The following is a 21,287-nucleotide window of genomic DNA, read 5'->3' as shown; positions in this document are numbered from 1 at the left end:
GGCAGGAATGAGGGGCTTGGCCGGAGGGTTGTCGTTGACGGATAGTCGATGCATACGCACATACCATCCGGTACCCATTGCCTGGTACCCGGCACTTCGAGGAGCCCCCACACGTGTCTACGACCGCCCCCGCCTCCCGAGCGGCCGAAGTCCTCGCCCGCCCGATCACCCTCAACGGCCTGACGGTCCCGAACCGGATCGTGATGGCGCCGATGACCCGGGAGTTCTCCCCGGGCGGCATCCCCGGTGACGACGTGGTGTCGTACTACTCCCGTCGTGCCGCCGCGGGCGTGGGCCTGATCGTCACCGAGGGCACCTACGTCGGCCACGACTCGGCCGGGCAGAGCGACCGCGTGCCGCGCTTCCACGGTACGGAGCAGCTCGCGGGCTGGGCCAAGGTCGCCGAGGCCGTGCACGCGGCGGGCGGCACGATCGTGCCGCAGCTCTGGCACATCGGCATGGTCCGCAAGCAGGGCCAGCCGCCGTACGCCGAGGCTCCCGCGGTCGGCCCGTCCGGGCTGCGCATCGGCAGCGACGAGGTCACCGGCACGGCCATGACCCAGCGGGACCTGGACGACGTCATCGGCGCCTTCGCCGAGGCCGCGGCCGCCGCCGAGCGCATCGGCTTCGACGGGGTCGAGCTGCACGGCGCGCACGGCTACCTCCTCGACCAGTTCCTCTACGAGGGCACCAACCGCCGTACGGACGCCTACGGCGGCGACCCGGTCGCCCGTACGAAGTTCGCGGCGGAGATCGTGGCGGCGGTCCGCGAGACGGTCTCCCCCGAATTCCCGGTCATCTTCCGCTTCTCGCAGTGGAAGCAGGACGTCTACGGCGCCCGTCTCGCCGAGACCCCGGAGGAGCTGGAGGCGATCCTCACCCCGCTCGCCGCGGCCGGTGTCGACGTCTTCCACGCCTCCACCCGCCGCTACTGGCTCCCCGAGTTCGCCGACACCGGCTCCGACCTCAACCTCGCCGGCTGGACCAAGAAGCTCACCGGCAGGCCGACCATCACCGTCGGCTCGGTCGGCCTCGACGGCGACTTCCTCAAGGGCTTCCGTGGCGAAGGCGCCCCGCTCAAGGGCATCGACGACCTCCTCGACAGCCTGGAACGCGACGAGTTCGACCTGGTCGCCGTGGGCCGGGCCCTCCTCCAGGACCCCGAGTGGGCGGCGAAGGTCCTCGCGGGGCGGGTGGGGGAGCTGGCGCCGTACGACGCGGCGGCGCTGCGCTCGCTGAGCTGAGGTGAGCTGAGGTGCCGGTGCGGGTGGTGGGGGCGCGTGTCCCTGGGGGCTCGCCCCCAGACCCCATCAGCCTCCGGCCTCGTCCTCAACCGCCGGACGGGCCGGAAGCGGTGCTCTCTCGTGCTCGAAGCGCCTCGCGGTGTCGGAGCATGAGCAGGAGTGCTACGGCCGCCAGGAGCGCGGCCGCGCGCAGGCAGCCGATCGAGAGGTCGTGCTGCTGAGCACTGTCCGTCAGCGTCCCCCAGACCGCGCCCACGAGAAGAAGAGCGGTCGCGAGGGCCGCCAGCACGGACGCGGCCTTTCCGGCGCCCGTGGAGAACAGCCGTCTCATCGGTGATTCCCTTCGTCCCGTCCAACCGGCATACCGTGGGGCCTCGTGATGACGACTCCTGCCGGACCCGCCCGCATCGCCACCCCCGCCGATCTCGACGCCATTGTCTCCACCTTCACCAGCGCCTTCCTCCACGACCCCGTCTGGGGCCCCGCGTTCCCGGACGAGCGCCGACGCGCCGAGCAGGCGGCCGTGATGTGGCGGGTCTACGCCGGCTCCGCGCTGCGCTACCCCTGGACGCTGGTGACGCCTGGCGTAGAAGCCGCGGCGATCTTCATTCCGGCGGGCGGGGTCGAGCTGACCGAGGAGGAGGCGGCCGGGCTGGAGGGGCGGTTGGCCGGGGTCACGGACGCGGGGACGGCTCGGGCGATCATGGCGGTGGGGGAGCAGTTCGAGGCGGTACACCCCGCCGAGCCCTTCTTCTATCTGACCATCCTGGGCACGCACGCCGACCACCGGGGCAAGGGGCTGGGCATGGCGCTGGTGCGGGAGGGGCTCGCCCGGATCGACGCGCTCGGCGCTGCTCCGGTCTACCTGGAGTCGACCAACCCGGCCAACAACAAGCGGTACGAGAGCGTCGGCTTCGTCGCACGGGACGAGATCGTCACCGCCGGAGGCCAGGTCGTGACGACGATGTGGCGCCCGGCCGTCAACTCGGGCTAGCGTGCCGGGACATGAGGATCCTTCACCTGTCCGACACCCACCTGGAGCGCACCGACGCCCCCAACCGGAACGGCGTCAACGCGACCGACTCCCTGCGGCTGATGCTCGCCGAGCTGCGGCACCAGCGCGGTGTGGACGCGATCGTCGTCACCGGGGACCTCGCCAACGACGGCGCGGTCGAGGCGTACCAGGCGCTGCGGGAGCTGATGGGCGAGTTCGCGCGGTCGATGGGTGCGGGGGGTGGGGTGCCGGTCTTCTACACCACCGGGAATCACGACGAACGCGAGGCGTTCGGGAAGGTGTTGGGGAGCGGGCACCTCGCGGCGGACGGTACGGACGATGTCGTATCCGCTCTGTTTCCGGCGGAGTTCGGGTGCGCTGCCGTGAGCGTGGTCGACGGGTACCGGTTCATCACGCTCGACTCGCTTGTGCCGGGGAAGGTGCACGGGCTGCTGAGCGGGGCCCAACTGGACTGGCTGAGGGAGGAGTTGCGGACACCGTCCGAGAACGGGACCGTCCTCGCCTTCCACCACCCGCCGGTCACCCTCGACGTGCCGTCACAACAGGCCTTCGGGCTGCGGAATCCCGGGGAGTTGGCGGACGCGATCCGGGGGAGTGACGTACGGGTCGTACTCACCGGCCACTTCCACCTCCAGCTCTTCGGCTTCCTGGAGGCCACGCCGGTGTGGGTCACACCCGGTGTCGTCAACCGCATCGACCTGACCACGGCATACGGCACGGAGCGGGCGGTGCGCGGGGCCTCGGCGTCACTGGTGGAGCTGGGCGGGGAGACCGGGCCGATGTTCCACACCTTCCACGCACGGGACCCGCGGGCGCACGAGACGGTGTACCAGTTGGACGCGGAGGAGATGCGGTCGATGATTGAACGGCACGCGCCGAAAGGGTAGTTGGCCGTACTGAACTGACTACAGGTTCCCAAGGGGCTCGATGTCGACGTGCACCGGCGTGCCCCAGACCCGCAGCACCTCGTAGTCCGTGAACTCGTGGACGAGGCGGTACGCCATCGCGGGGCGGGAGCCGCGGCGCTGGGCGTTGAGGTACAGCTCGGCCTCGTGGCGGTCGCGGCGCGGCGTGCCGCAGAGCTGCCACGCCTGGCCGTTCCAGGCCTCCGGCAGCCAGCGCTGCTGAGGCTGGGGGCGGTCCTCGCGCACGCCGTAGCGGGACGGCGTGGTCTCGGCGCCCCGGGTGTACGGGTCCGGCCCGTTGAACTCGGAGCGGCGGGCCGCGCGGCGCCGGGTCTCGCAGAGCAGGCAGAGGTCGGGGGCGTCGGCGTCGACCGGCCCGTTCGGATGCTCCAGGCAGCGGGTGGTCGGCGCGGCACCGCTGACGCTGTCGTCCAGCAGGTCGAGGGCGCGCTTGAGGTCGGCCTTGACCTCGTGGAGTTTCCCGTCGGGGGTGTCGGACGTCAGCGCGTCACCGTGCTCCCCGAGGAGACGGAGGGCGCGGCCTAGGGCGGTCTGCTGGGCGTGGTTCATGGTCCTGCCGACGATAGTCGGGATGGTCGGGTTTCGGGTGTACGGGTTTCCGGCAGCGGGCCTTTGCCGCAGCTCAGGCCGCTGAGTGGGCGACGAAGGTGACTTCCTCGCGACCATCGTCCAAGGCGATGTTCAGCGAGGCGTCCAGAGCCAGGGCCAAGCGGCGCAGGAGTGGAAGGGTCGGTACGGTGTCGGCGCCCTCGACCCGGGAGATCTTCGCCTGGGTCAGCCCAGCGCGCTCGGCCAGCTCTGTCTGGGACAAGCCCAGTTCCCTGCGGCGGTCGTACACAGCCTGGGCGAAGGCCATGGCCAGCCGGATCTCCGCGCGCTCGGCCGCGACCTCCGGGGACTCGGTGTACCCCTCGGCCAGCTTCTTCTCGCGGGCCAGCCTCCAGCGGGTGTGGCTCATCGCGTTTCCCTTTCCTCACAGCGGCTGTACGTCGTGTGGGCCGGTCCATGCTCGCTGGCACACAGCTTACGGGCGGCCACGGCACGGGCCACCTGGGCCGACTCGTGCATCCGCGTCTTGCGGAAGACGGTGAGGAGCACGATGCGGCGCTCGGGCGTGAACCAGTAGGTGATCCGCGTGTTAACGCCGCCGAGTGTGGGTCGCAGTTCGTACACCCCCTCCTCCAGAGGACGGGCGAACGGCATGGGCGTCCTCGTCCCCAGGGTGGCGAGTAACTCCGCGTACTCCTCCACCTTGCGGTGCTGGCTGTCAGGAAGAAGCTCAAGCCAAGACCGCACCTCGGGCTCCAACTCGATCACGTACAGGTCGTCCATGCGGCGCACCGTAATATGTCGTCCACAGCATAGTGGCGCTATAGCGGCAACGGTCACCGGATGGAGTGAAGCGGAGCCCGAGACTTCCGATTCGGGCAGCGCAGGTGATCAGCCCCGCTTGAGATCCCCGACGAACACCGACCACGCCTCCGCCCGGAACACGAGCTTCGGGCCGAGGGGGTTCTTGGAGTCGCGGACGGGGATGAGGGCGGGGTTGCCTTCGGCTACTTCGAGGCAGTCGCCGCCGCCCCCACCGCTGTAGCTGGACTTGTGCCAGGTGGCCGTACTCAGGTCGTAGTCAGGAAAGTTCCTCATGGGCGTAATCCTGCGCCAACGTCTCGATCAGGGCCAGGGACTTCTCTGGAGAGAGTGCGGAGGCCGCGAGGAGTTCGAAGTCCAGCCTGACTTGGGTGACGGTGGCCGGGTCGTCCTCCAGTCGTCCGATGCGAACTCCCTGGAAGTAGACCAGCGGAGGGGCGTCCGCGAAGTCCATGAGCTTCAGGGAACCCTCCATCGCAGTGTGTGCTCCCGCGTTGAATGGCAAGACCTGCGCGATGATCCGGCCCCGACGGCCCAGGTCCACGATGTGGTGCAGGACCTCCGCCATGACCGCCCGGCCACCGGTCTCTCGGCGTAGTGCCGCCTCGTCAAGTACGGACCACAACAGCGGTTTTGTTGGGTGGTCGAGCAGGCGGGTCCGGGCGATCCGGCCGTCCACCCACTCGTCGATCGTCTCCTCGGGTGCCGTGGGGTCGTAAGCGCGGTTCACCGCTCGTGCGTACGCGGGTGTCTGGAGCAGGCCGGGGATCAGCATCGGTGCGTACTCGCGGATCGCCGTAGCCCTCGCCTCCGCCTCTGCCGCCTCGGCGAAGTGCTCCGGGTACCGGGACTTCGCCGCCGCCACACAGTTCCGCTCGAAGAAGTCCCCCGTCCCCAACTCCGCGTCCAGCATCCGCGCGTACTCCGGCAGCATCCGCCGCGTCCCCGCCTCCAACTGCCCGATGAACGACCCGCTCACGAACAGCCGCTGCCCCAACTCCTCCTGGTTGAGGCCGGCTTTCTCGCGGGCGTGCCGCAGCTCCGCGCCGAGGAGTGCGCGCGGCGACGTAGAGGGGTCGAGGTCCTTCTGTCCTGCCACGGCAACTCCCTGTCCGACATCCGAAATTGTTGGGTCGCTCCGTCTGGCCAGGTTAGAGGCGCAGCCGCCACGCTGTGTCGCGAATCACGAACTCTGCGTGGAGGTGAAGGAATGCTGCGGTCGACGGAAGAGGTCGTCGCTTCGCTCCGGGAGGCGCTCACGGGTGTGGGCGTCGTCCTGCCGTCCCTGTGTGTGGACCCGGTGACCGGTGCGAGCGAGGAACGATTCGCCCTCGTCGTCCTGGGGCGCTGCAACGTCCGTACCGCCGAGAAGCTCGCGTCCGTGCTGCGCGGGGAACGGCCGCCGGTCGGGGCGCATGTCGTGGACGTACGGGACGGGCGGGTCGGGGAGGTGATGGGGCATGTGGGCGGGCTGGTGCAGTTGCGGCCCGTCGCCGGCGGCCGGGAGTGGGACTGCCCACCGGAGTCGACCGGGCCGGCCGCGCAGGAGGAGGTGCTGCGGGCGCGGGTGCGGGAGAGGAATCGCGAGGCCCGCCTCCCGTGACAGGCCCGGCGTGATCGACTGGCCGCATGCCCGTACTCACCCCCCGACTCCTCCGCGCCCTCCAGAACTTCAACTCCGCCCATCCCTGGAGCCATAACGCGCACTACCACCCTTGGCTGCTACGGCAGTTGCCCCGCAGGTTCGGGCCCGCCCTGGACGTGGGTTGTGGGAGCGGGGATCTGGTGCGGCTGCTCGCCGTACGCGCCACGGGGGTGGTGGAGGGGGTCGACTCGGATCCCGAAATCATCGACCGGGCAAGGGAGTTGACCCCACCCGGTGTCCCGGCCGCCTTCGCCGTCGCCGATGCCCCGGCCGGACTCCCCGCCGGCCCCTACGACGTCATCACCTGCGTCGCCGTCCTCCACCACCTGCCCTTCGTCGACGCGCTCACCCGCTTCCGCGACCAACTCGCCCCCGGCGGAACCCTGGTGGTCGTCGGCTGTGCCCGCGACGAGGGCGCCGTCGCCCATCTGCTCGGCGTCCTCTCCATCCCCCTGAACCTCGCCACCGGCTGGCTGAAGAACAAGGGCCGTAGAGGATCGCGTCCCGTGTCCATGACCGCCGTCACCCGGCCCCCGGAGATGACCTTCGCCGAGATCCGCCGCGAGGCCGTGCGCCTGCTGCCGGGGGCCCGGCTGCGGCGGCGGCTGTTCTGGCGGTACACGCTGGTGTGGCGGCAGGTGTGACCTGTATCACTCTTCTCGATTCGGTCGCGGCGACGGGTTTTCGTCCTTCGGCTGGTCTTGATGCGGACCGAACCCGACCACCCCTGGGGAGTGTCCGATGTCCGAACCCTTTCAGACCGCCGTTGTCACCGGTGCCGGCCGTGGCTTCGGGCGCGCTGTCGCAGCCGCGCTCGTGGCCGCGGGCACCAGCGTCGTCGGCATCGCCCGCGATGAGCGGGAGCTGCGCGCCGTAGGCGATGAACTCGGCGCCCGCTTCACGTCCGTCGCCGCCGATGCCACCGACGAGGCGCTCGCGCAGGACGTGATCCGAACACACCGTCCCGGCCTGCTCGTTCTCAACGCCGGGGTCGTTCCGCACATGGCGCCCGTGCACGAGCAGACCTGGGAAACCTTCAGCCGCAACTGGGAGGTCGACACCCGGCATGTCTTCACGTGGCTGCGGGCAGCGCTGCGGGAGCCCCTGGCGCCGGGCAGCGTGGTCCTCGCGATGTCCAGCGGAGCCGTCCTGGGCGGCTCACCGCTCAGCGGCGGCTACGCCAGCGCCAAGGCCGCAATCCGCTACCTGCGCGGGTACGCGGCCGACGAGTCGGAGCGGGCCGGTCTCGGCATCCGGTTCCACGCGCTGCTTCCGACGCTGACCCCGTTCGGTGGCGTGGGCTCGGTCGGGGTCGCGGGCTACGCCGCCCGTCAGGGCGTCGACCGGGACACCTTCGTCAAGGGCCTGGAGCCGGTCCTCACCCCGGACCAGGTCGCCAAGGCCGTCATGGAAATCGCCCAGGACCCCGGCGCAAGTCCGGAGTACCAGGTCGACGGCGCGGGACCGCGTCCGGTCGACTGAGCCGCCGCCTACCGTGGACCGCACCGCCTCCCTGGGAGAATCCGCGATGCCGCAGGACGTCGAGTTCGCCGCCCTGGCCGAGCAGTTCCGGCCGGAGCTGATCGCCCACTGCTACCGGATGCTCGGCTCGATCCATGACGCCGAGGACCTGGTGCAGGAGACCTATCTGCGGGCATGGCGCGGGTTCGACCGGTTCGAGGGACGCTCCTCGCTGCGGCGGTGGCTCTACAAGATCGCCACCAGGGCCTGCCTGACGGCGCTGGATACCCGCTCCCGGCGGCCGCTTCCGTCGGGACTGGGTGCGCCTTCGGACGATCACCGAGTGGCGATGGCTCCCCGCGAGCCGTCGGTGGCGTGGCTCCAGCCGGTACCCGACGCGCTGGTCGGCGCCGACGACCCGGCGGCGATCGCGGTCAGGAGGACGGGAGTGCGGCTCGCCTTCATCGCCGCACTCCAGTTCCTGTCCGCCCGGCAGCGGGCCGTGCTGACCTTGCGCGACGTGCTGGCGTTCCGGACCGCCGAGGTGGCCGAGATGCTGGACACGACGACCGCGGCCGTCGACAGCGTGCTGCGTCGGGCCCGGGCCCGCCTGGCGGAGGTCGGACCGGTCGAGGACGACCAGGCCGAGCCGCACGAGGAGACCCTGCGCACCCTCCTCGACGACTACGTCGACGCGTTCACCCGGGCCGACGTCGACGCGCTGGTCGGCCTGCTGCGGGCCGACGTCGAGATGGAGATGCCACCGATCCCGACCTGGTTCACCGGTCGGCCGGCCGTCGCCGGATTCCTGGCCGGTCGAGTACTCCGCAGGGACCTGTGGCGGATGGTGCCCACCCGCGCCAACGGCCAGCCGGCCTTCGTCGTCTACCAGCACACCGGCAAGGGCCACTACGAGGCGTACGGCGTCCAGGTCCTGACCCTGATCGGCGACCGCATTGCCCGCATCACGGCATTCAACGACCCGAACCTGGTGCCGACGTTCGGCCTCACGTCCGCGCTCGCGAACTGAACCGGCCGACTTCCGTCTACTGGATGCTCCAACGATGCGGGTGCCGAGGATCAAGCGGACAGGCGAAGACGTTGAGCTCGCCCCAGCGGCCCACGGTGACCTCGGTCGGTCTGGCAGCCAGGTATGCGGGTGCGCCCTGCTCCTCCAGCGGCCTCCAGCTGCCGCTGCCGCCGTCCCATTCCGAGCTGTCGATGGTCAGCAGCAGTTGCATCGGTGACGTGCAGGTCAGGCAGTCCATGGGGTACGGGTCGGTCGCGTGCCAGGATGCGAACCCGCCGGCGCGCCACCCGGGTGGGATGGACAGGTCGTACTGGTAGGCGGGCGGCTCGGCTGTTTCTCCGTCCGCCACGTGCCCACCGGCCTGTTCGGACTCCTCCGCGAGGGCGTCTTCCCACGAGTCGATCCGCGCGCACAGAGCCTCGGGCAAAAGCCCCGCGAACGGATAGGTGACCGCCTGTTCCGGGTGCAGCACGCACGGCTCCGCCACGAAACCGGGGGAACCCACGACCTGCGGCTGCGGCGGCGAGGCCAGCACCTCGGCCACCTCCCACGACCTGCGCCAGCGCAGTTCAAGCGCCAGGCCGTACCCGCTCTCGCCGTGCCGCTCGAAGGGGCACCACAACAACTGGAGGAGGTCGCAGTCGTCCGGCCCCGCGAGCAGGTCGGGGACGTCCCGCCGATACAACTGCGCCAGACCGATCATCGGGAGCGGATCAGTCTCGGAAACGCCAGGAACACGGTGCTCACGACCCAGGTCGTCCAAGAGCTGCCGCTCCTCGTCCGTGGGACGGTCGCGGGCCCATGCTGCGGCCAGGACCCGCCGCTCCTGGTGGATGTCCGCAGGGCGCCTACCTCGTGCACGGGCGTGCGGTTCGGTGCACACGGGCCACGGCTCGTCGGCCGGCCACAGCAACGGCCCGCCCACGGAACTCGCCGATGCCGTCGGGTTTCCCGGCCGCGGGTGCAGCCGGGTCGTTGTGCCGCGGTACGCGGCCAGATCCGGGAAAAGCGCCTCTATGTCGAGCGGGCGTGGAGGCGTGGTCCTTGTCATGGAAGGACCCTAAACACCGGGCCGCTCCACGGGCCGAGCGCCCTCACCGCGACTCCGGTGAGGCGAAGTAGCCAAGCCCGCGACTCCGGTGAGGCCGAAGGCGTATGTCGCCAGGAAGCCCACCAAGTAGCCCGTCAGCAAGCCTCCTCCATAGACCGCCGCCGTCAGCGCCAACCCCCTGTTCCCCGCCAGCAACGGAAACAGCGCCCACCCGGACGGCCCGATCGCCGTCGCCCCCACCTTGTCGCCCAGCATCGCGAAGAAGCCGACGAAGGCCCCGCCCGCCGCCCCGCCCGCGCAGGCGGTGAGGAAGGGGCGGCCGAGGGGGAGCGAGACGCCGTAGATGAGGGGTTCGCCCACGCCCAACAACCCTGCCGGGAGGGCCGACTTGATCGTCGTACGGATCGACGTGTCGTGGCGCAGGCGGACGTAGACCGCTGCCGCCGCGCCGACCTGGCCCGCGCCCGCCATCGCGAGGAGGGGGAGGAGGACGGTGTAACCCTGTTGCTCGATGAGGGTGGCGTGGATGGGGATCAGGGCCTGGTGGAGGCCCAGCATCACCAGGGGGAGGAACAGGCCGCCGAGGATCAGGCCCGCGAACGGGCCCGTCGTCGACAGGAGCCAGTTCGCCGCCGTGCCGATCGCCGTGGAGATCTCGCCGGCCGCGTACATGAGGCCGTAGAGCGTCGCGAGGCCGGAGATGAGGACCGTGAGGGTGGGGGTGAGGAGGACGTCGAGGGTTGCCGGGACCCAGGTGCGGCACCATCTCTCGACGTAGGTGCCCAGCAACGCCGCCGCGAGCGCGCCCAGTACTCCGCCCTGGCCGGGGGAGAGAGCGACCCCGAATGCCGTCACCTTCGCCACCCCGGGGTAGACCACGACCGCCGTCACCGCCCCGCCCAGCACCGGCGTCCCGCCGAACTCCTTCGCCGTGTTGAAGCCGACGAAGACCGCGATGAGGGCGAGGAATGCGGAGGCGATCGCGGAGAGGGCGGGGGTCACTCCCGGCAGCCAACTCATGTTGGTCAGCAGGCCGTTGAGGCCTGCCAGGACTCCGCAGCCGATCAGGGCGGGGATGAGGGGGACGAAGATGTTCGCCACCCGGCGCAGGAGGAGTTTGGCGGGAGTTGAATTGCGGGCGCGTTGCTCGTTCCGCAACTCGGCTCCCCGCGCGGCCAGTTCGGCCGCGCCGCTCGTCAACTTCTCGAATTCCTGGGTTACTCGGACCACCGCCCCCGGCCCCAGCACCACCTGATAGGACGTGTCGTCGGCCACCACCCCGAGCACGCCCGGTACCGCCCGCAACGCCGTCTCGTCGACCAGGGAACGGTCGATGAGGCCGAGGCGGAGGCGGGTCATGCAGTGGGCGACGGAGGTGACGTTCGCGGGGCCGCCGACCAGGGGGAGGAGCGCGGCGGCGGTTTCGTACGGAGTGTTCACCCAACGATCGTGCTGGTCAGTCGGTCGCCGCCGTCAGTGCCGCGCGCAGCCGGCCGCCGGACTCCTCCAGAAGGCGGGCGGCCGTCGGGCCGTCGACCCCGGCGAGGACCACCAGGATCGCGTTCTTCACCTCGCCGTCGGTCGCCGCGAGCGCCCGCTCGATCTCCGCGTCGTCCGCGCCGGTGGCGAGCGCGACGATACGGCGGGAGCGGGCGCGCAGCTTCTCGTTCGAGGCGCGTACGTCGACCATCAGGTTCCCGTATGTCTTGCCCAGCCGGATCATCGTGATCGTGGAGAGCATGTTGAGGACGAGCTTCTGGGCCGTGCCCGCCTTCAACCTCGTTGATCCGGTGAGGAGTTCGGGGCCCACGACCACCTCGATGCCGTGTTCTGCGGCTGCCGCGAGCGCGCTGTGCTCGTTGCAGGACAGGCCGATGGTGAGGGCGCCCAGTGCGCGCGCGTGCTCCACGGCGGCGATCGCGTACGGGGTGCGTCCGGAGGCGGAGACGCCGACCACCGAGTCGTCGGGGGTCGGCGCGAGCGTGTCGAGGTCCGTCTTCGCCAGTTCCTGGGAGTCCTCGGCGCCCTCGACCGACGTCACCATGGCGGCGGGGCCGCCCGCGATCAGGCCGACCACCTGCGAGGGGTCGGTGTTGAAGGTCGGCGGGCACTCGGAGGCGTCCAGCACCCCGAGCCGTCCGGCCGTACCGGCGCCCGCGTAGATCAGCCGGCCGCCCCGTCCCATCCGCTCGGCCACGGCGTCGATCGCGGCGGAGATCTCGGGGAGGCGCCGGGCGACGGCGGCGGCGACGGTGGCGTCCTCGGCGTTCATGAGGCGGGCGATGGAGAGGGTGGGCAGCTGGTCGATCTCGGCGAGTTCGGGGCGGAAGGCCTCGGTGGTGAGTGTCTCCAACTCGGTGCGGAGATCACGGGGGTTGGACGTGGAGGTCATGGTTCGGCGGCTCTTTCACGTGTGCGGTGTGAGGTCGTGCGCGTCTTGGCCGATGACGGGATCTGGCGACAGGGACTGGTGAAAGGGACTGGCGACAGGGCCTAGCGACAGGGCCTAGCGGCGGTGCCGGTGCGCCAGCGCCTCGTACGACGCCGACAGCGCGGGCGCCGCCTGCTCGTACGTCCGCTGCGCCACGCCTATGAACAGGCAGTCCACGACCAGCAGTTGACTCGTCCGGGACGACATCGCCGCCGGCCGCAGCTCGCTCTCCCGGGCCGTGGACGTGGTGAGGATGTGATCGGCGTACTGCGTCACCGGTCCGTCCGGACGTCCGGTGATGGCGACGGTCGTAGCCCCGTGTTCGAAGGCGACGCGCAGCGGCTCGATGACATCGCCGGTGGACCCGGAGTGGGTGATCGCGATGGCCACGTCCCCGGCCCTGAGCTGCACGGCGTTGGTGACGGCGAGGTGCGGGTCGCTGTGGGCGTGGGCCATGAGTCCTATCCGGAGCAGCTTCTGGACGAGGTCCTGGGCGACGAGCCCGGAGGCGCCCACCCCGTACACGTCGGTCCGGCGGGCCGCGGCGAGCGCGGTGACGGCCGCGCCGAGCTGCACGGTGTCGAGTCCGGCGGCCGTGTCGGCGAGGGTCTGCTGCTCGTCGTAGGCGAGTTTCGCGACGACGTCGGCGATCGGGTCGTCGACCGCGATGTCGGTGGTGAGCGCGGGCGCCCGCCCGGACTGCTGCTGCGCGGCGAGCCCGGCGAGGGCCAGGCGCAGGTCGCGGTAGCCGGGGTAGCCGAGGATGCGGGCGGTGCGGACGACGGTGGCCTCGCTGGTGCCGGTGAGCTCGGCGAGGCCGGTGACCGTGAGGGCCGCGCAGCCGGCCGGGTCGGCGGCGACGGTCTCGGCGACGCGCTGCATGGAGCGCGTCATGGAGGGGGCGAGGGTGCGCACCTTGGCGGCGAGCGCGGCGGGTGGCGTACTCCCGGAACCCCTGGAGGCCCCGGAACCCCTGGAGGGGCTTCCGAAAATTTCCTTCACGTCCTGGGTCACCCTTGAAAGATATTTTCGTCCGGTGGTCGGGTCAAGAGTGCGCACAATGGGTGCATGGCACCCAGTAACGATCCGGTCAGTCCCCTGGAGCAGGCGCTGCACGCCGCTCGCGCCCTCGTGCTCGCAGACCTGGCCTCGGGCGAGGTCGTGGCGGCGGACGTGGTGTCCATGGTGGAGGAGTCCGTCGTGGAGCGCCGGTGGTGGGTGGAGCAGTGGCCGGAAGGTGTCGAGTACGTCGCCGGCCTGGTCGCCCAGGACGTACAGGACGCGCTCCTGGAGCGGTACGGCCGCTGGCCCCTGTGCCCCGTCTGCTCCTCCGGCGACCCGCACGCCCTGGAGGTCGAACCGGAACTCGGACCCGACCCGCACTGGGTGTGCCACCAGGCGGGCGTGAAGGTCGCCGCGGTGGGAAGCCTGGGTTCCCTGTGACCGTCTACATCGACCCGCCGACCTGGCCGGGGCACGGCCGCCTCTGGTCCCACCTCGTCAGCGACGTGTCGTACGACGAACTCCACTTGTTCGCCGAGGAGTTGGGCGTGCCTCGGCGGGCCTTCGAGCGCGATCACTACGACATCCCGTCGCATCGCTACGCGGACGCGGTGGCCGCGGGGGCGGTGGAGGTCAGGAGCCGGGAGGTGGTGCGGTTGCTGACGGTGGCAGGGCTGCGGCGGCCCAAGGGGCGGGCTCAGTAGCCCAGTTGGTCACCCGGTTCGGTCAGCGGCCGAGTTCGTAGGCGAACTCCTCGTCGTCGCTGTGGCCCTCGCTCACCTTCCGGAAGCCCACCCGGGTGACGACCGCCTGCGAGGCGAGGTTGTCGCGGTCGATCGTGGCGAGGACGGTGTGGACGTCGTCCCTGGCCAGTGCCCACTCCGAGAGGGCTCGCAGCGCCTCCGTCGCGTAGCCCCGGCCGCGGGCGCCCTCGACGAGGTCGTAGCCGACCTCCACCCGGCCCTCGTCGTCCGGGGTGCCGTGGAAACCCATGCCGCCGACCGCGAGGCCGTCCTGCCGGATCAGGGCGAAGACGCCGAACTCCGGTCGGTGCACGCCCGCTTGGTACGCCTTGAGGGTCATGGTGGCCGCGTCCCGGGTGCCCTGGTAGGGGCCGCCCACCACCCAGTCGAAGCCGCCGTCGCCACCGGCGGCGAGGTCGGTGGCGGAGGCGGGGGTGATGCCTTCGAGGGTGAGCCGGTCGGTGCGGTGCACCAGGTTGTTGTGCCAGCGCCAGTCGGTGACGGGGGCACGGCCGGGGAGGTCGCCGCGGCCGGTCGCCCACAGCAGGGTGCGCCAGTGGTCGGGGCCGGGCCGGACGTGCGGGAAGATCCGGGTGAGGACGAACTCGCTGAGTTCCGGGGCCGGTTCGTACGCGAGCCCCAGGCCCTCGGCGATGTCGTGCGTGTGGAGGAGCACCTCGGCGGTGCCCATCGCGGCGAAGCCCTCGCGGTTCGCGCCGCGGAACGGGTACGGGTGGAAGGCGCGCACCTCGCGGGGTGTGGTGCGGATCGCGGCGACGAGCAGGGCGCCGGTCGTCTCGATCACGTCCAGGACACCGGAGTTGTCGGTGCCCTCGTCGAAGGTGATGTCGAAGGGGACGTAGGCGTGCTGCGGGCGGCCGGCCAACTGGCCCGCGTACGCGATGAGATCACCGGCGATGTGCTCGGCGGTGCGGCGGCAACTCCACTCCAGCCGGCCCGCCGTGGCCTTCTCCCAGTCCAGGCCGGTCGCCGTCCGCAGCAGTGCCACGGCCTCCGCGACGGCCGCTTCCACCTGTTCCGCGCCGATGTCTCGCATGCGGGCAGGCTAAGCGGTCGGTACGGCTCAGGGCGACAGCATTTCCAGCTCGCCGCGCAGGTTGTACCGGGCCGTCGCCTCCCACTCCGCCGCCCCGTACGGCGTCCTGAACAGCCGCGGCAGATCGAGGAGTTGACGCAGGATCGCCGAACGGCCCTCCCGGAAGGCTTCGTTGGGGACGAACGCGTACTCCTCGCGTACGGCGGCCGTGTACGCGGCGTACGCCGACGGCGGTGCGGCCAGGATCGCGAGGTCGGCGTCGCACAGGACCTGGCCGTCGCGGTCGTCGTCGGCGGGGGCGTGGGTGACGGTGAGCCGGACGAGACGCGCGACCTCGGCGGTCTTGTCCTCCGGCACTCCGGCCTCGGCGAGCGCCCGCTCGGCCAGCCGCGCCGACCGTTCCTCGTTCTCCGAGCGGTCGGGGTGGTAGACCGCGTCGTGGAACCAGGCCGCGAGCCGTACGACGTCCGGGTCGGCCGCGTGCTTCTCCAGCACGTCGACGTGGTCGAGGATCGCGGTGAGGTGGGTGAGCGTGTGGTAGTGCCGCTGCGGTTCCTGCCAGCGGACCAGGAGATTCTCGGCGTACGGCACCGGGTCGGGTCCGCCGCCGGGCGAGCGGGCCCCTTCGAGGGCGCGGGTCCAGCGGGCGCGAAGAGCGTCAAGATCGGCCATGCCCCTTATTTTCCTCCCGCGTCCCCGCACCTAGCGTGGAACCCATGACTTACGCCGACACCGCACACGACGTACGCGACCCCGAGCTGCCCGGCCGCCTCCTCACCCTCGAACGCGACGCGTTCATCCCGCTCCTGCGCTCCCGCCCCGACGACGACTTCGCGCTGGCCACCGCCGGGTGCCCGGGCTGGACCGTGCGGGATGTGGTCGCGCACTGTTCGGCCGTGCTGACGCGGGTGGTGGAGCGACGGTTCGAGAAGGGGGTGTTCTCGCCGGAGTCCAACGACCGGGACATCGCCGAGCGGGCCGACTGGACGAACGCGCGGGTCGTCGACGAGCTGGAGCGCGGGATGACCGAGGCGGGCCCGGCGATCGCCCGCGCGGGCGGGGTGCTGGACGCGGTCGCGCTGGGTGAGTGGGTGCACGCAGGGGACGTACGGGACGTGCTCGGCGAGCCCGGTGCGTACGGCGGCGAAGGACTGCCGGACGCCCTGGCCCTGCTCGCCCGCATCACCCGCGAGAAGGGCCACCTGCCCCTCCACGCCGACCTCGACGACGTGGACGACCCGCTGCGGCTGGGCGATGTGTCGGGGGAGCGGACACCCGCGCGCTACATCGGCGACGCGGCCACCCTCGTACGGCTCTACTCGGGGCGGCCGGTGCGGGAGGGGGCCGGGTACGAGCTGGCGGGGGCGGAGGTGGGGGAGCTGAACATCTTCGGCGGTCTGGTGGCGTGACGGGGCCGATCTCGCGGCCCGTACCCCTCCCGCGTACCCTGAGATTGGACTAGACCTGTAGCCGCTCCAGGGAACACCACGGAAGGGGTCCTATGAGTACGCGTGCAGTCCTGGAGGTGATCGCCCTCGGTGCCGAGGACGCGGTCGCCGCCCAGGCCGGAGGGGCGGACCGCCTTGAAGTGGTCACCGACATCGCGGCGGACGGACTCACGCCGTCGGTCGAGGGGTTCGCCGCGATCCGGGCCGCCGTGGACATCGACCTGCGCGTGATGGTGCGGCTCGCGGACGGGTTCGCGGCGGGTGACGTGGACCGGCTGGTGCGGGTCGCGGGGGAGCTGCGGGCCGCCGGTGCCGACCAGTTCGTGCTCGGGTTCCTCGACGCCGACGGCGGGGTCGACCTGGACGCCGTGGAGCGGGTCGTCGCCGAACTGGACGGCTGCGCCTGGACGTTCCACCGCGCGATCGACCGCGCCGCCGACCGCGACGCCCTGCGCAAGCAGCTCGCCGACCTGCCGGGCCTGGACACCTACCTCACCGCCGGCTCGGCCACCGGCGTCGACGACGGCCTCCCCACCCTCCTCCGCGAGGCGGCACTGCGCGGCGAACCGGGCTACGAGCAGCGCGTCCTGGTCGGCGGCGGCCTGCGCCTCGACCACGTACCGACCCTGCGCGCCGCCGGAGTGGACGCCTTCCACATCGGCGGCGCGGCCCGGCCGGGCGGCTGGACGGAGCCGGTCTCGGTGTCCGCCGTGGAGCAGTGGCGGACGGCCCTCGACCGGTGAGACGCGGTCAGCCGTGTCCGGTGCACGGGGGGTCGTAGGGCAGTTGCGGGATGTACGTGTGCCAGAGCGCCGGGGACAGGGTGTCGCCGGTGGCCTCGCAGACGTAGGCCGTGGCCGTCTTCACCGTCAGGGGCAGCGTGCGGACCGTGTGCTCGCCGTCGCCCAGGAGGAGCGTGCCGCCGTCGGGGGTGAAGGCGACCGCGTTGACGTAGTTGAGGAAGCCGGTGAGGGGGGCTCCGTGGGCCCGCGCGTGGCTCGGGTCGGTCAGGTCCCACAGACGTGCGGTGTTGTCGAAGCTGCCGCTGGCCAGTAGTCGGCCGTCCGGGCTGAAGGCCAGGGCGTAGACGGTGTCCGTGTGGCCGGTCAGGGGCCTGCCGAGCGGGGTCGGGCGCGTGCGGCGGGTGTGCAGGTCCCACAGACGGATGCGGCCGTCCCGGCCCGCGCTCGCCAAGGTGCGGCCGTCGGGGCTGAACACGATCGAGTCCAGCTCCTCCGCGCTCGCGCGCAGCGGTGCGCCCAGCGCGGTGGGGTGGTCGGGGCGGGTGATGTCCCACAGCCGGATCGTGCCGTTCCGGGTCGCGCAGGCGAGCGTGCGGCCGTCGGGGCCGACCGCCACGCGCATGGCCCAGCCGGAGCGCAGCTTCAGGGGTGCCCCCAGGACCCTCGGTCGGGCCGGGGCGGTGACGTCCCACAGGGTGACGGTGCCGTCGCCGTTCGAGCCGATCAGGGTGCGGCCGTCCGGTGTGAACGTCACATGCAGGAAGCCGTCGCGCGGATTGCGCAGCGGCGCGCCCAGCGGCCTGGGCCGGGCCGGCGCGGAGACGTCCCAGAGGCGGATGTCCCGGCCGCCCGCCACGGCCAGGACACGGCCGTGCCCGTAGGGGCTGAAGGCGACCGCGTTGACATAGCCCGTGCCGCCGCCCCGGATCGGCGTACCGAGCGGGCGCGGGCGCCCCGGGTCGCGGATGTCCCAGAGCCGGGCGGTGCTGTCCTCCGACCCCGAGGCGAACAGCCGCCCGTCCGGGGACACCGCCACCGTGTCGACGTAACCGTTGTGCCCGGTGCGGATCGTGCGCGGCAGCGTCCACAGTCGTACGGTGCCGTCGCTGCCCGCGCTGGCCAGCGTGCCGCCCCTCGGGTCGAAGGCCACCGCCAGCACATGCCCGGTGTGCCCCTTGAGGGCCTCGGTCAGGCGCCAGACGTCGTCCGGCCGTGTGACGTTGCGCAGCCTGATGTTGTTCTCGTCGCCGCCGTACGCCAGCAGGTCACCGGCCGGTGCGAAGGCCACCGCGTTGACCTCGTTGTTGCTCTCCAACTGGGCGAGCGCGGTGGGGTGTTCGGGGTCGGCGACATTCCACAGATGGGCCTTGTTGTCGCTGCCGGCCGCGGCGAGCGTACGGCTGTCCGGGCTGAAGGCGACCGCGTGGGCGGAGCCGGAGACCCCGGACTGGTAGGGGATACGGCCGGGGAGCGCGCCGAGGGGGACGGGGGCGCCGGGGTCGGAGACCCGCCACAGCCGTACGGTCGGCGCGGTGCCGCCGCAGGCCAGCAGCGCGCCGTCGGGGCTGAAGGCGAGCCCGTTCACCGTGCCCACGGCCGCGCTGAGCGGGGTGGTCAGGGACCGGGGGCGCCCGGGGGCGGTGAGATCGAGGAGCCGGATACGGCCGTCCTGCCCCGCGACCGCCAGGGTGTGTCCGTCCGGGGTGAAGGCCAGTGCCCTGAGCGCCCCCGCGCCGATGTCGTACGGGGTGCCGAGAGGGGTGGGGTGACGGGGGTCGCCCATGGCCCACAGGCGCACTCTTCCGTCGTCGCCGGTGGCGGCGAGCATCCGCCCGTCCGGGCTGAAGGACAGCGCCCGGACCGGACCGGCCGAACCGCGCAACGGGGCGCCCAGCAAGGCTGGTTGACTTGATCGTGCCGTACTCCACAGCCGGATGGTGCGATCGTCCCCGGCACTCGCCAGCAGCCGCCCGTCCGGGCTGAACGCCACGGTGTCCACCCGGTCGGTGTGACCGGGCAGCACGGTCGACAGCGCCAGGTTCTGGGCGCTGATCAACCGCGTGGCCGTCCCCGCCCCCGGCACCATCCGCTGCGCCACCAGATCGAGCTGCGCCGCCAACGACGGGTCCCCGACTCGGACTTGGTCCGCCTCGGCCCTGATCTCACCGAGGATCGCCGTGTTCCGCTCGTGCCGGGCCGCGCCTCGCTGCTGGAACGCCACGACGGCGGAGCCCGAGGCCAGCAGCGCCAGCACGGACAGGACGACGACGACCCCGCGCCGGATTCGGCGTGCACGGAGGCGGAGTTGGGCGGAGGCGGTGAGGAACGCGGCCGTGGTCGCGTCCAGTTGGGCCGTGCCGTGCCGATCGGTCCAGGCGCGGGCCGTCGCCAGCCTGCCGCCCCGGTAGAGCAACCCCGGGTCACGACCGGCCTGTTGCCATGCCGTGGCCGCCTCCTCGAACTCCTGCCGGACCACGTACTCGGCGCGATGCGCCTCGATCCACTGCCGCAGCCGGGGCCACGCCCGCAGCAGGGCCTCGTGGGTGATCGCGACCCGGTCCTGCTCCCGGGTCAGCAGGCGCCCCCGGGTGAACACCTCGATCACATCGGCGGTCCTGTCCGTATCCGCGTCCGCGCCGAGCAACTCCGCGTAGGTGGCCGGGCGTCGGGTGTCACCGTTGTCGTCGTCGAACCTGACCAGCCGCAGGAACATCGACCGGGCCGTCTGCCGCGCGGCCGGGTCCAGCTCGTCGAAGATGCGGTCGGCGGCGGTGGTCACGCTGTGGGCGATGCCGCCGGTGGCCCGGTAGCCGTCCACGGTGAGGACATGCCCGGCGCGGCGCAGCCAGGTGGCCCGCAGGGCGTGGGCCAGCAGGGGCAGCCGCCCGATCTCGTAGGCGGCAGCCTCTGCCGCTTCCTCCGGCGCGGGTGCGCCGAGATCGCTCAACAGGAGTTCGACCAGGCCCGGTTCGACGTCGAGACCGACCGAACGGGCGGGATACAGGATCGCCTCCCGTACACCGGCCGGGGAGAGCGGGCCGACGAGCACCTGGTTGCGCTCCACCGCGTCCAGCAGGCGGGGATACGCGGCGCAGTGGGTGTAGAAGTCCGAGCGCAGCCCGAAGACCACGATCCCGGCGGGCGGTTCGCCGTGCGGGCCCGGTTCCGCGAGGTCCAGGACCGTGTCCAGGAACTCACGGCGCTCCTGGTCGTCGGCGCAGAGCGTGAACAGTTCCTCCAGTTGGTCGACGACAAGTACGGGACGTCGAGCGGAGGTTGTGTCCTTCTGGATCTTCTGGCCCTTCTGGACCTCCTGGAGACAGGCGTCCAGGGCCGTCATCGGGTGGGCGGTCGGGGTCAGCCACCGGCAGGCCCACCGCGCCGAACCGGGCAGGGCGCCCCGCGCGATCTCGGGCAGCAGCCCGGCCCGCAGCAGCGAGGACTTCCCGGCCCCCGAAGGTGCTACGACGACCAGGGCCCCGCCCTCCGCGAGACAACTGTCCAGCCGCACCAGGAGTTTGGCGACGAGCGCGTCCCGTCCGAAGAACCAGCGGGCCTGCTCGGCACCGAACGCGGCGAGCCCGGGGTACGGGCACTCCTGCGAATCGTCGGCGGTGTGCACGCGGCGGGCGGTGCGGACGCCGTCCTCGTAGTGGAGGTGGAGGTCGCGCTCCGAGGCGAACAGGTCGCGGCGGGCCTGGTAGATGCGGGCGCGACCGGAGGCGTCGGCACGGAGGTGGACGTCCTCCTCGTGGGTGTGGTGTCCGTCGAGGGGGCTCATGAGGCGGCGGGTTTCTGGTCGTGGCCGGAGGGGTGGATCCGGGCGGGGGCGGAGGTGCCGGGCTGCGGGGGGACGTGATTGTGGTGGGTCTGGGTGTGGGCTTGTGGGTGGATGTCCTGTGCGTGGGCGTGGTGTTCGTGGAGCGGGCTCGTGGTTCGGCCGGTCTTCTGGTCGCGGTGGATCCGGTTGGGGCCGGAGGCGTCGGCTCGGAGGTGCACGTCCTGTGCGTGGGCGCGGTGTCCGTGGAGCGGGCTCGTGGTTCGGCCGGTCTTCTGGTCGCGGTGGATCCGGTTGGGGCCGGAGGCGTCGGCTCGGAGGTGCACGTCCTGTGCGTGGGCG

The 21,287-nt window shown here is 71.7% G+C and carries 24 protein-coding genes and 1 pseudogene; 11 read left to right on the top strand and 14 right to left on the bottom strand.

All coding sequences use genetic code 11. The annotated features are described in order from the left end of the window. Positions 1 to 113: 113 nt before the first annotated feature. Positions 114 to 1,244: an NADH:flavin oxidoreductase gene (locus AB0M63_RS16100; protein ID WP_366019792.1), complete on the top strand. Its 1,131-nt coding sequence runs from the start codon at positions 114 to 116 to the stop codon at positions 1,242 to 1,244. 85 nt (positions 1,245 to 1,329) lie between these two features. Here the strand turns inward: AB0M63_RS16100 and AB0M63_RS16095 are convergent, their stop codons facing one another. Next, positions 1,330 to 1,575 carry a hypothetical protein gene (locus tag AB0M63_RS16095; RefSeq protein ID WP_355906014.1) on the bottom strand — a complete coding sequence of 82 codons (246 nt, stop codon included), beginning with the start codon at positions 1,573 to 1,575 and terminating at the stop codon, positions 1,330 to 1,332. A 48-nt stretch (positions 1,576 to 1,623) separates the two neighbouring features. Between AB0M63_RS16095 and AB0M63_RS16090 the strand changes: the two genes are divergently transcribed. Together AB0M63_RS16090 and AB0M63_RS16085 are read left to right on the top strand one after the other, a co-directional pair. Further along, positions 1,624 to 2,238, top strand: a complete 615-nt coding sequence (locus AB0M63_RS16090) for a GNAT family N-acetyltransferase (RefSeq protein ID WP_366019940.1) — start codon at positions 1,624 to 1,626, stop codon at positions 2,236 to 2,238. 11 nt (positions 2,239 to 2,249) lie between these two features. Next, positions 2,250 to 3,146: a metallophosphoesterase gene (locus AB0M63_RS16085; protein WP_366019791.1), complete on the top strand. Its 897-nt coding sequence runs from the start codon at positions 2,250 to 2,252 to the stop codon at positions 3,144 to 3,146. Between the two features lie 18 nt (positions 3,147 to 3,164). Here the strand turns inward: AB0M63_RS16085 and AB0M63_RS16080 are convergent, their stop codons facing one another. The 5 genes from AB0M63_RS16080 to AB0M63_RS16060 all read right to left on the bottom strand — a co-directional run bounded on the left by AB0M63_RS16080 (position 3,165) and on the right by AB0M63_RS16060 (position 5,655). Beyond that, positions 3,165 to 3,734: a hypothetical protein gene (locus AB0M63_RS16080; protein WP_366019790.1), complete on the bottom strand. Its 570-nt coding sequence runs from the start codon at positions 3,732 to 3,734 to the stop codon at positions 3,165 to 3,167. A 73-nt stretch (positions 3,735 to 3,807) separates the two neighbouring features. Next, positions 3,808 to 4,143, bottom strand: a complete 336-nt coding sequence (locus AB0M63_RS16075) for a helix-turn-helix domain-containing protein (RefSeq protein WP_366019789.1) — start codon at positions 4,141 to 4,143, stop codon at positions 3,808 to 3,810. Further along, positions 4,140 to 4,517, bottom strand: a complete 378-nt coding sequence (locus AB0M63_RS16070; RefSeq protein WP_366019788.1) for a type II toxin-antitoxin system RelE/ParE family toxin — start codon at positions 4,515 to 4,517, stop codon at positions 4,140 to 4,142. The genes AB0M63_RS16075 and AB0M63_RS16070 overlap by 4 nt, the downstream gene beginning before the upstream one ends. A 108-nt stretch (positions 4,518 to 4,625) precedes the next feature. Beyond that, the gene (locus tag AB0M63_RS16065; protein ID WP_355905993.1) at positions 4,626 to 4,832 is read right to left on the bottom strand and encodes a DUF397 domain-containing protein; all 207 of its coding nucleotides are present in this window, start codon (positions 4,830 to 4,832) and stop codon (positions 4,626 to 4,628) included. Beyond that, positions 4,816 to 5,655, bottom strand: a complete 840-nt coding sequence (locus AB0M63_RS16060) for a helix-turn-helix transcriptional regulator (RefSeq protein WP_366019787.1) — start codon at positions 5,653 to 5,655, stop codon at positions 4,816 to 4,818. The genes AB0M63_RS16065 and AB0M63_RS16060 overlap by 17 nt, the downstream gene beginning before the upstream one ends. A gap of 111 nt (positions 5,656 to 5,766) precedes the next feature. Here AB0M63_RS16060 and AB0M63_RS16055 point away from each other — a divergent pair, with 111 nt between their 5' ends. The 4 genes from AB0M63_RS16055 (at position 5,767) to AB0M63_RS16040 (ending at position 8,692) form a co-directional block, all read left to right on the top strand. Then, the gene (locus AB0M63_RS16055; protein ID WP_355905987.1) at positions 5,767 to 6,159 is read left to right on the top strand and encodes a hypothetical protein; all 393 of its coding nucleotides are present in this window, start codon (positions 5,767 to 5,769) and stop codon (positions 6,157 to 6,159) included. Between the two features lie 26 nt (positions 6,160 to 6,185). Continuing rightward, a complete protein-coding gene (locus AB0M63_RS16050; RefSeq protein WP_366019786.1) occupies positions 6,186 to 6,845 on the top strand; it encodes a class I SAM-dependent methyltransferase in 660 nt (219 codons plus the stop codon). Positions 6,846 to 6,942: 97 nt separating this feature from the next. Continuing rightward, entirely contained in the window at positions 6,943 to 7,683 is a 741-nt protein-coding gene (locus tag AB0M63_RS16045; RefSeq protein ID WP_366019785.1) for an SDR family oxidoreductase, read from the top strand. 13 nt (positions 7,684 to 7,696) lie between these two features. Further along, positions 7,697 to 8,692, top strand: a complete 996-nt coding sequence (locus AB0M63_RS16040) for a sigma-70 family RNA polymerase sigma factor (RefSeq protein ID WP_366019784.1) — start codon at positions 7,697 to 7,699, stop codon at positions 8,690 to 8,692. A gap of 16 nt (positions 8,693 to 8,708) precedes the next feature. On the opposite strand, the gene AB0M63_RS16035 is transcribed toward AB0M63_RS16040, so the two are convergent. From AB0M63_RS16035 to AB0M63_RS16020, 4 genes are all read right to left on the bottom strand, one after another. Beyond that, the gene (locus AB0M63_RS16035; RefSeq protein WP_366019783.1) at positions 8,709 to 9,743 is read right to left on the bottom strand and encodes a hypothetical protein; all 1,035 of its coding nucleotides are present in this window, start codon (positions 9,741 to 9,743) and stop codon (positions 8,709 to 8,711) included. Positions 9,744 to 9,752: 9 nt separating this feature from the next. Continuing rightward, positions 9,753 to 11,183: a PTS transporter subunit EIIC gene (locus AB0M63_RS16030; protein ID WP_366019782.1), complete on the bottom strand. Its 1,431-nt coding sequence runs from the start codon at positions 11,181 to 11,183 to the stop codon at positions 9,753 to 9,755. Positions 11,184 to 11,199: 16 nt separating this feature from the next. Further along, complete coding sequence (gene murQ / locus AB0M63_RS16025; protein ID WP_366019781.1) at positions 11,200 to 12,135, bottom strand: N-acetylmuramic acid 6-phosphate etherase; 936 nt, start codon at positions 12,133 to 12,135, stop codon at positions 11,200 to 11,202. A gap of 114 nt (positions 12,136 to 12,249) precedes the next feature. Next, on the bottom strand, positions 12,250 to 13,188 hold the full coding sequence (locus tag AB0M63_RS16020) for a MurR/RpiR family transcriptional regulator (protein WP_355905964.1): 939 nt from the start codon (positions 13,186 to 13,188) through the stop codon (positions 12,250 to 12,252). Positions 13,189 to 13,242: 54 nt separating this feature from the next. Between AB0M63_RS16020 and AB0M63_RS16015 the strand changes: the two genes are divergently transcribed. Continuing rightward, on the top strand, positions 13,243 to 13,617 hold the full coding sequence (locus AB0M63_RS16015; protein ID WP_355905961.1) for a hypothetical protein: 375 nt from the start codon (positions 13,243 to 13,245) through the stop codon (positions 13,615 to 13,617). Next, a complete protein-coding gene (locus AB0M63_RS16010) occupies positions 13,614 to 13,880 on the top strand; it encodes a DUF4031 domain-containing protein (protein WP_366019780.1) in 267 nt (88 codons plus the stop codon). The genes AB0M63_RS16015 and AB0M63_RS16010 overlap by 4 nt, the downstream gene beginning before the upstream one ends. 22 nt (positions 13,881 to 13,902) lie before the next feature. Here the strand turns inward: AB0M63_RS16010 and AB0M63_RS16005 are convergent, their stop codons facing one another. Then, a complete protein-coding gene (locus AB0M63_RS16005; protein WP_366019779.1) occupies positions 13,903 to 14,976 on the bottom strand; it encodes a GNAT family N-acetyltransferase in 1,074 nt (357 codons plus the stop codon). Positions 14,977 to 15,003: 27 nt separating this feature from the next. After that, the gene (locus AB0M63_RS16000; RefSeq protein ID WP_366019778.1) at positions 15,004 to 15,648 is read right to left on the bottom strand and encodes a hypothetical protein; all 645 of its coding nucleotides are present in this window, start codon (positions 15,646 to 15,648) and stop codon (positions 15,004 to 15,006) included. Between the two features lie 44 nt (positions 15,649 to 15,692). Here AB0M63_RS16000 and AB0M63_RS15995 point away from each other — a divergent pair, with 44 nt between their 5' ends. Beyond that, on the top strand, positions 15,693 to 16,385 hold the full coding sequence (locus AB0M63_RS15995; RefSeq protein ID WP_366019777.1) for a maleylpyruvate isomerase family mycothiol-dependent enzyme: 693 nt from the start codon (positions 15,693 to 15,695) through the stop codon (positions 16,383 to 16,385). A gap of 92 nt (positions 16,386 to 16,477) precedes the next feature. Then, positions 16,478 to 17,167 carry a copper homeostasis protein CutC gene (locus AB0M63_RS15990; RefSeq protein WP_366019776.1) on the top strand — a complete coding sequence of 230 codons (690 nt, stop codon included), beginning with the start codon at positions 16,478 to 16,480 and terminating at the stop codon, positions 17,165 to 17,167. Between the two features lie 7 nt (positions 17,168 to 17,174). Here the strand turns inward: AB0M63_RS15990 and AB0M63_RS15985 are convergent, their stop codons facing one another. Together AB0M63_RS15985 and AB0M63_RS15980 are read right to left on the bottom strand one after the other, a co-directional pair. Beyond that, the gene (locus AB0M63_RS15985; protein ID WP_366019775.1) at positions 17,175 to 20,948 is read right to left on the bottom strand and encodes a hypothetical protein; all 3,774 of its coding nucleotides are present in this window, start codon (positions 20,946 to 20,948) and stop codon (positions 17,175 to 17,177) included. After that, a pseudogene (locus AB0M63_RS15980) lies at positions 20,945 to 21,287 on the bottom strand (hypothetical protein); the annotation flags it as partial. The gene AB0M63_RS15985 and the pseudogene AB0M63_RS15980, both read right to left, overlap by 4 nt.

It is taken from the genome of Streptomyces sp. NPDC051576, assembly GCF_040681835.1.
GTDB lineage: Bacteria > Actinomycetota > Actinomycetes > Streptomycetales > Streptomycetaceae > Streptomyces.
Note: the sequence above shows the minus strand (reverse complement) of the source record. Positions and strands in the feature narration are given on the sequence as shown.

What these genes read in the sequence shown, in the direction of transcription:
- AB0M63_RS16095 (WP_355906014.1), bottom strand. Translation starts at nt 1,575, where the DNA reads ATGAGACGGCTGTTCTCCACGGGCGCCGGAAAGGCCGCGTCCGTGCTG.
- AB0M63_RS16090 (WP_366019940.1), top strand. Translation starts at nt 1,624, where the DNA reads ATGACGACTCCTGCCGGACCCGCCCGCATCGCCACCCCCGCCGATCTC.
- AB0M63_RS16085 (WP_366019791.1), top strand. Translation starts at nt 2,250, where the DNA reads ATGAGGATCCTTCACCTGTCCGACACCCACCTGGAGCGCACCGACGCC.
- AB0M63_RS16080 (WP_366019790.1), bottom strand. Translation starts at nt 3,734, where the DNA reads ATGAACCACGCCCAGCAGACCGCCCTAGGCCGCGCCCTCCGTCTCCTC.
- AB0M63_RS16075 (WP_366019789.1), bottom strand. Translation starts at nt 4,143, where the DNA reads ATGAGCCACACCCGCTGGAGGCTGGCCCGCGAGAAGAAGCTGGCCGAG.
- AB0M63_RS16070 (WP_366019788.1), bottom strand. Translation starts at nt 4,517, where the DNA reads ATGGACGACCTGTACGTGATCGAGTTGGAGCCCGAGGTGCGGTCTTGG.
- AB0M63_RS16065 (WP_355905993.1), bottom strand. Translation starts at nt 4,832, where the DNA reads ATGAGGAACTTTCCTGACTACGACCTGAGTACGGCCACCTGGCACAAG.
- AB0M63_RS16055 (WP_355905987.1), top strand. Translation starts at nt 5,767, where the DNA reads ATGCTGCGGTCGACGGAAGAGGTCGTCGCTTCGCTCCGGGAGGCGCTC.
- AB0M63_RS16050 (WP_366019786.1), top strand. Translation starts at nt 6,186, where the DNA reads ATGCCCGTACTCACCCCCCGACTCCTCCGCGCCCTCCAGAACTTCAAC.
- AB0M63_RS16045 (WP_366019785.1), top strand. Translation starts at nt 6,943, where the DNA reads ATGTCCGAACCCTTTCAGACCGCCGTTGTCACCGGTGCCGGCCGTGGC.
- AB0M63_RS16035 (WP_366019783.1), bottom strand. Translation starts at nt 9,743, where the DNA reads ATGACAAGGACCACGCCTCCACGCCCGCTCGACATAGAGGCGCTTTTC.
- murQ (WP_366019781.1), bottom strand. Translation starts at nt 12,135, where the DNA reads ATGACCTCCACGTCCAACCCCCGTGATCTCCGCACCGAGTTGGAGACA.
- AB0M63_RS16015 (WP_355905961.1), top strand. Translation starts at nt 13,243, where the DNA reads ATGGCACCCAGTAACGATCCGGTCAGTCCCCTGGAGCAGGCGCTGCAC.
- AB0M63_RS16005 (WP_366019779.1), bottom strand. Translation starts at nt 14,976, where the DNA reads ATGCGAGACATCGGCGCGGAACAGGTGGAAGCGGCCGTCGCGGAGGCC.
- AB0M63_RS16000 (WP_366019778.1), bottom strand. Translation starts at nt 15,648, where the DNA reads ATGGCCGATCTTGACGCTCTTCGCGCCCGCTGGACCCGCGCCCTCGAA.
- AB0M63_RS15995 (WP_366019777.1), top strand. Translation starts at nt 15,693, where the DNA reads ATGACTTACGCCGACACCGCACACGACGTACGCGACCCCGAGCTGCCC.
- AB0M63_RS15990 (WP_366019776.1), top strand. Translation starts at nt 16,478, where the DNA reads ATGAGTACGCGTGCAGTCCTGGAGGTGATCGCCCTCGGTGCCGAGGAC.
- AB0M63_RS15985 (WP_366019775.1), bottom strand. Translation starts at nt 20,948, where the DNA reads ATGAGCCCCCTCGACGGACACCACACCCACGAGGAGGACGTCCACCTC.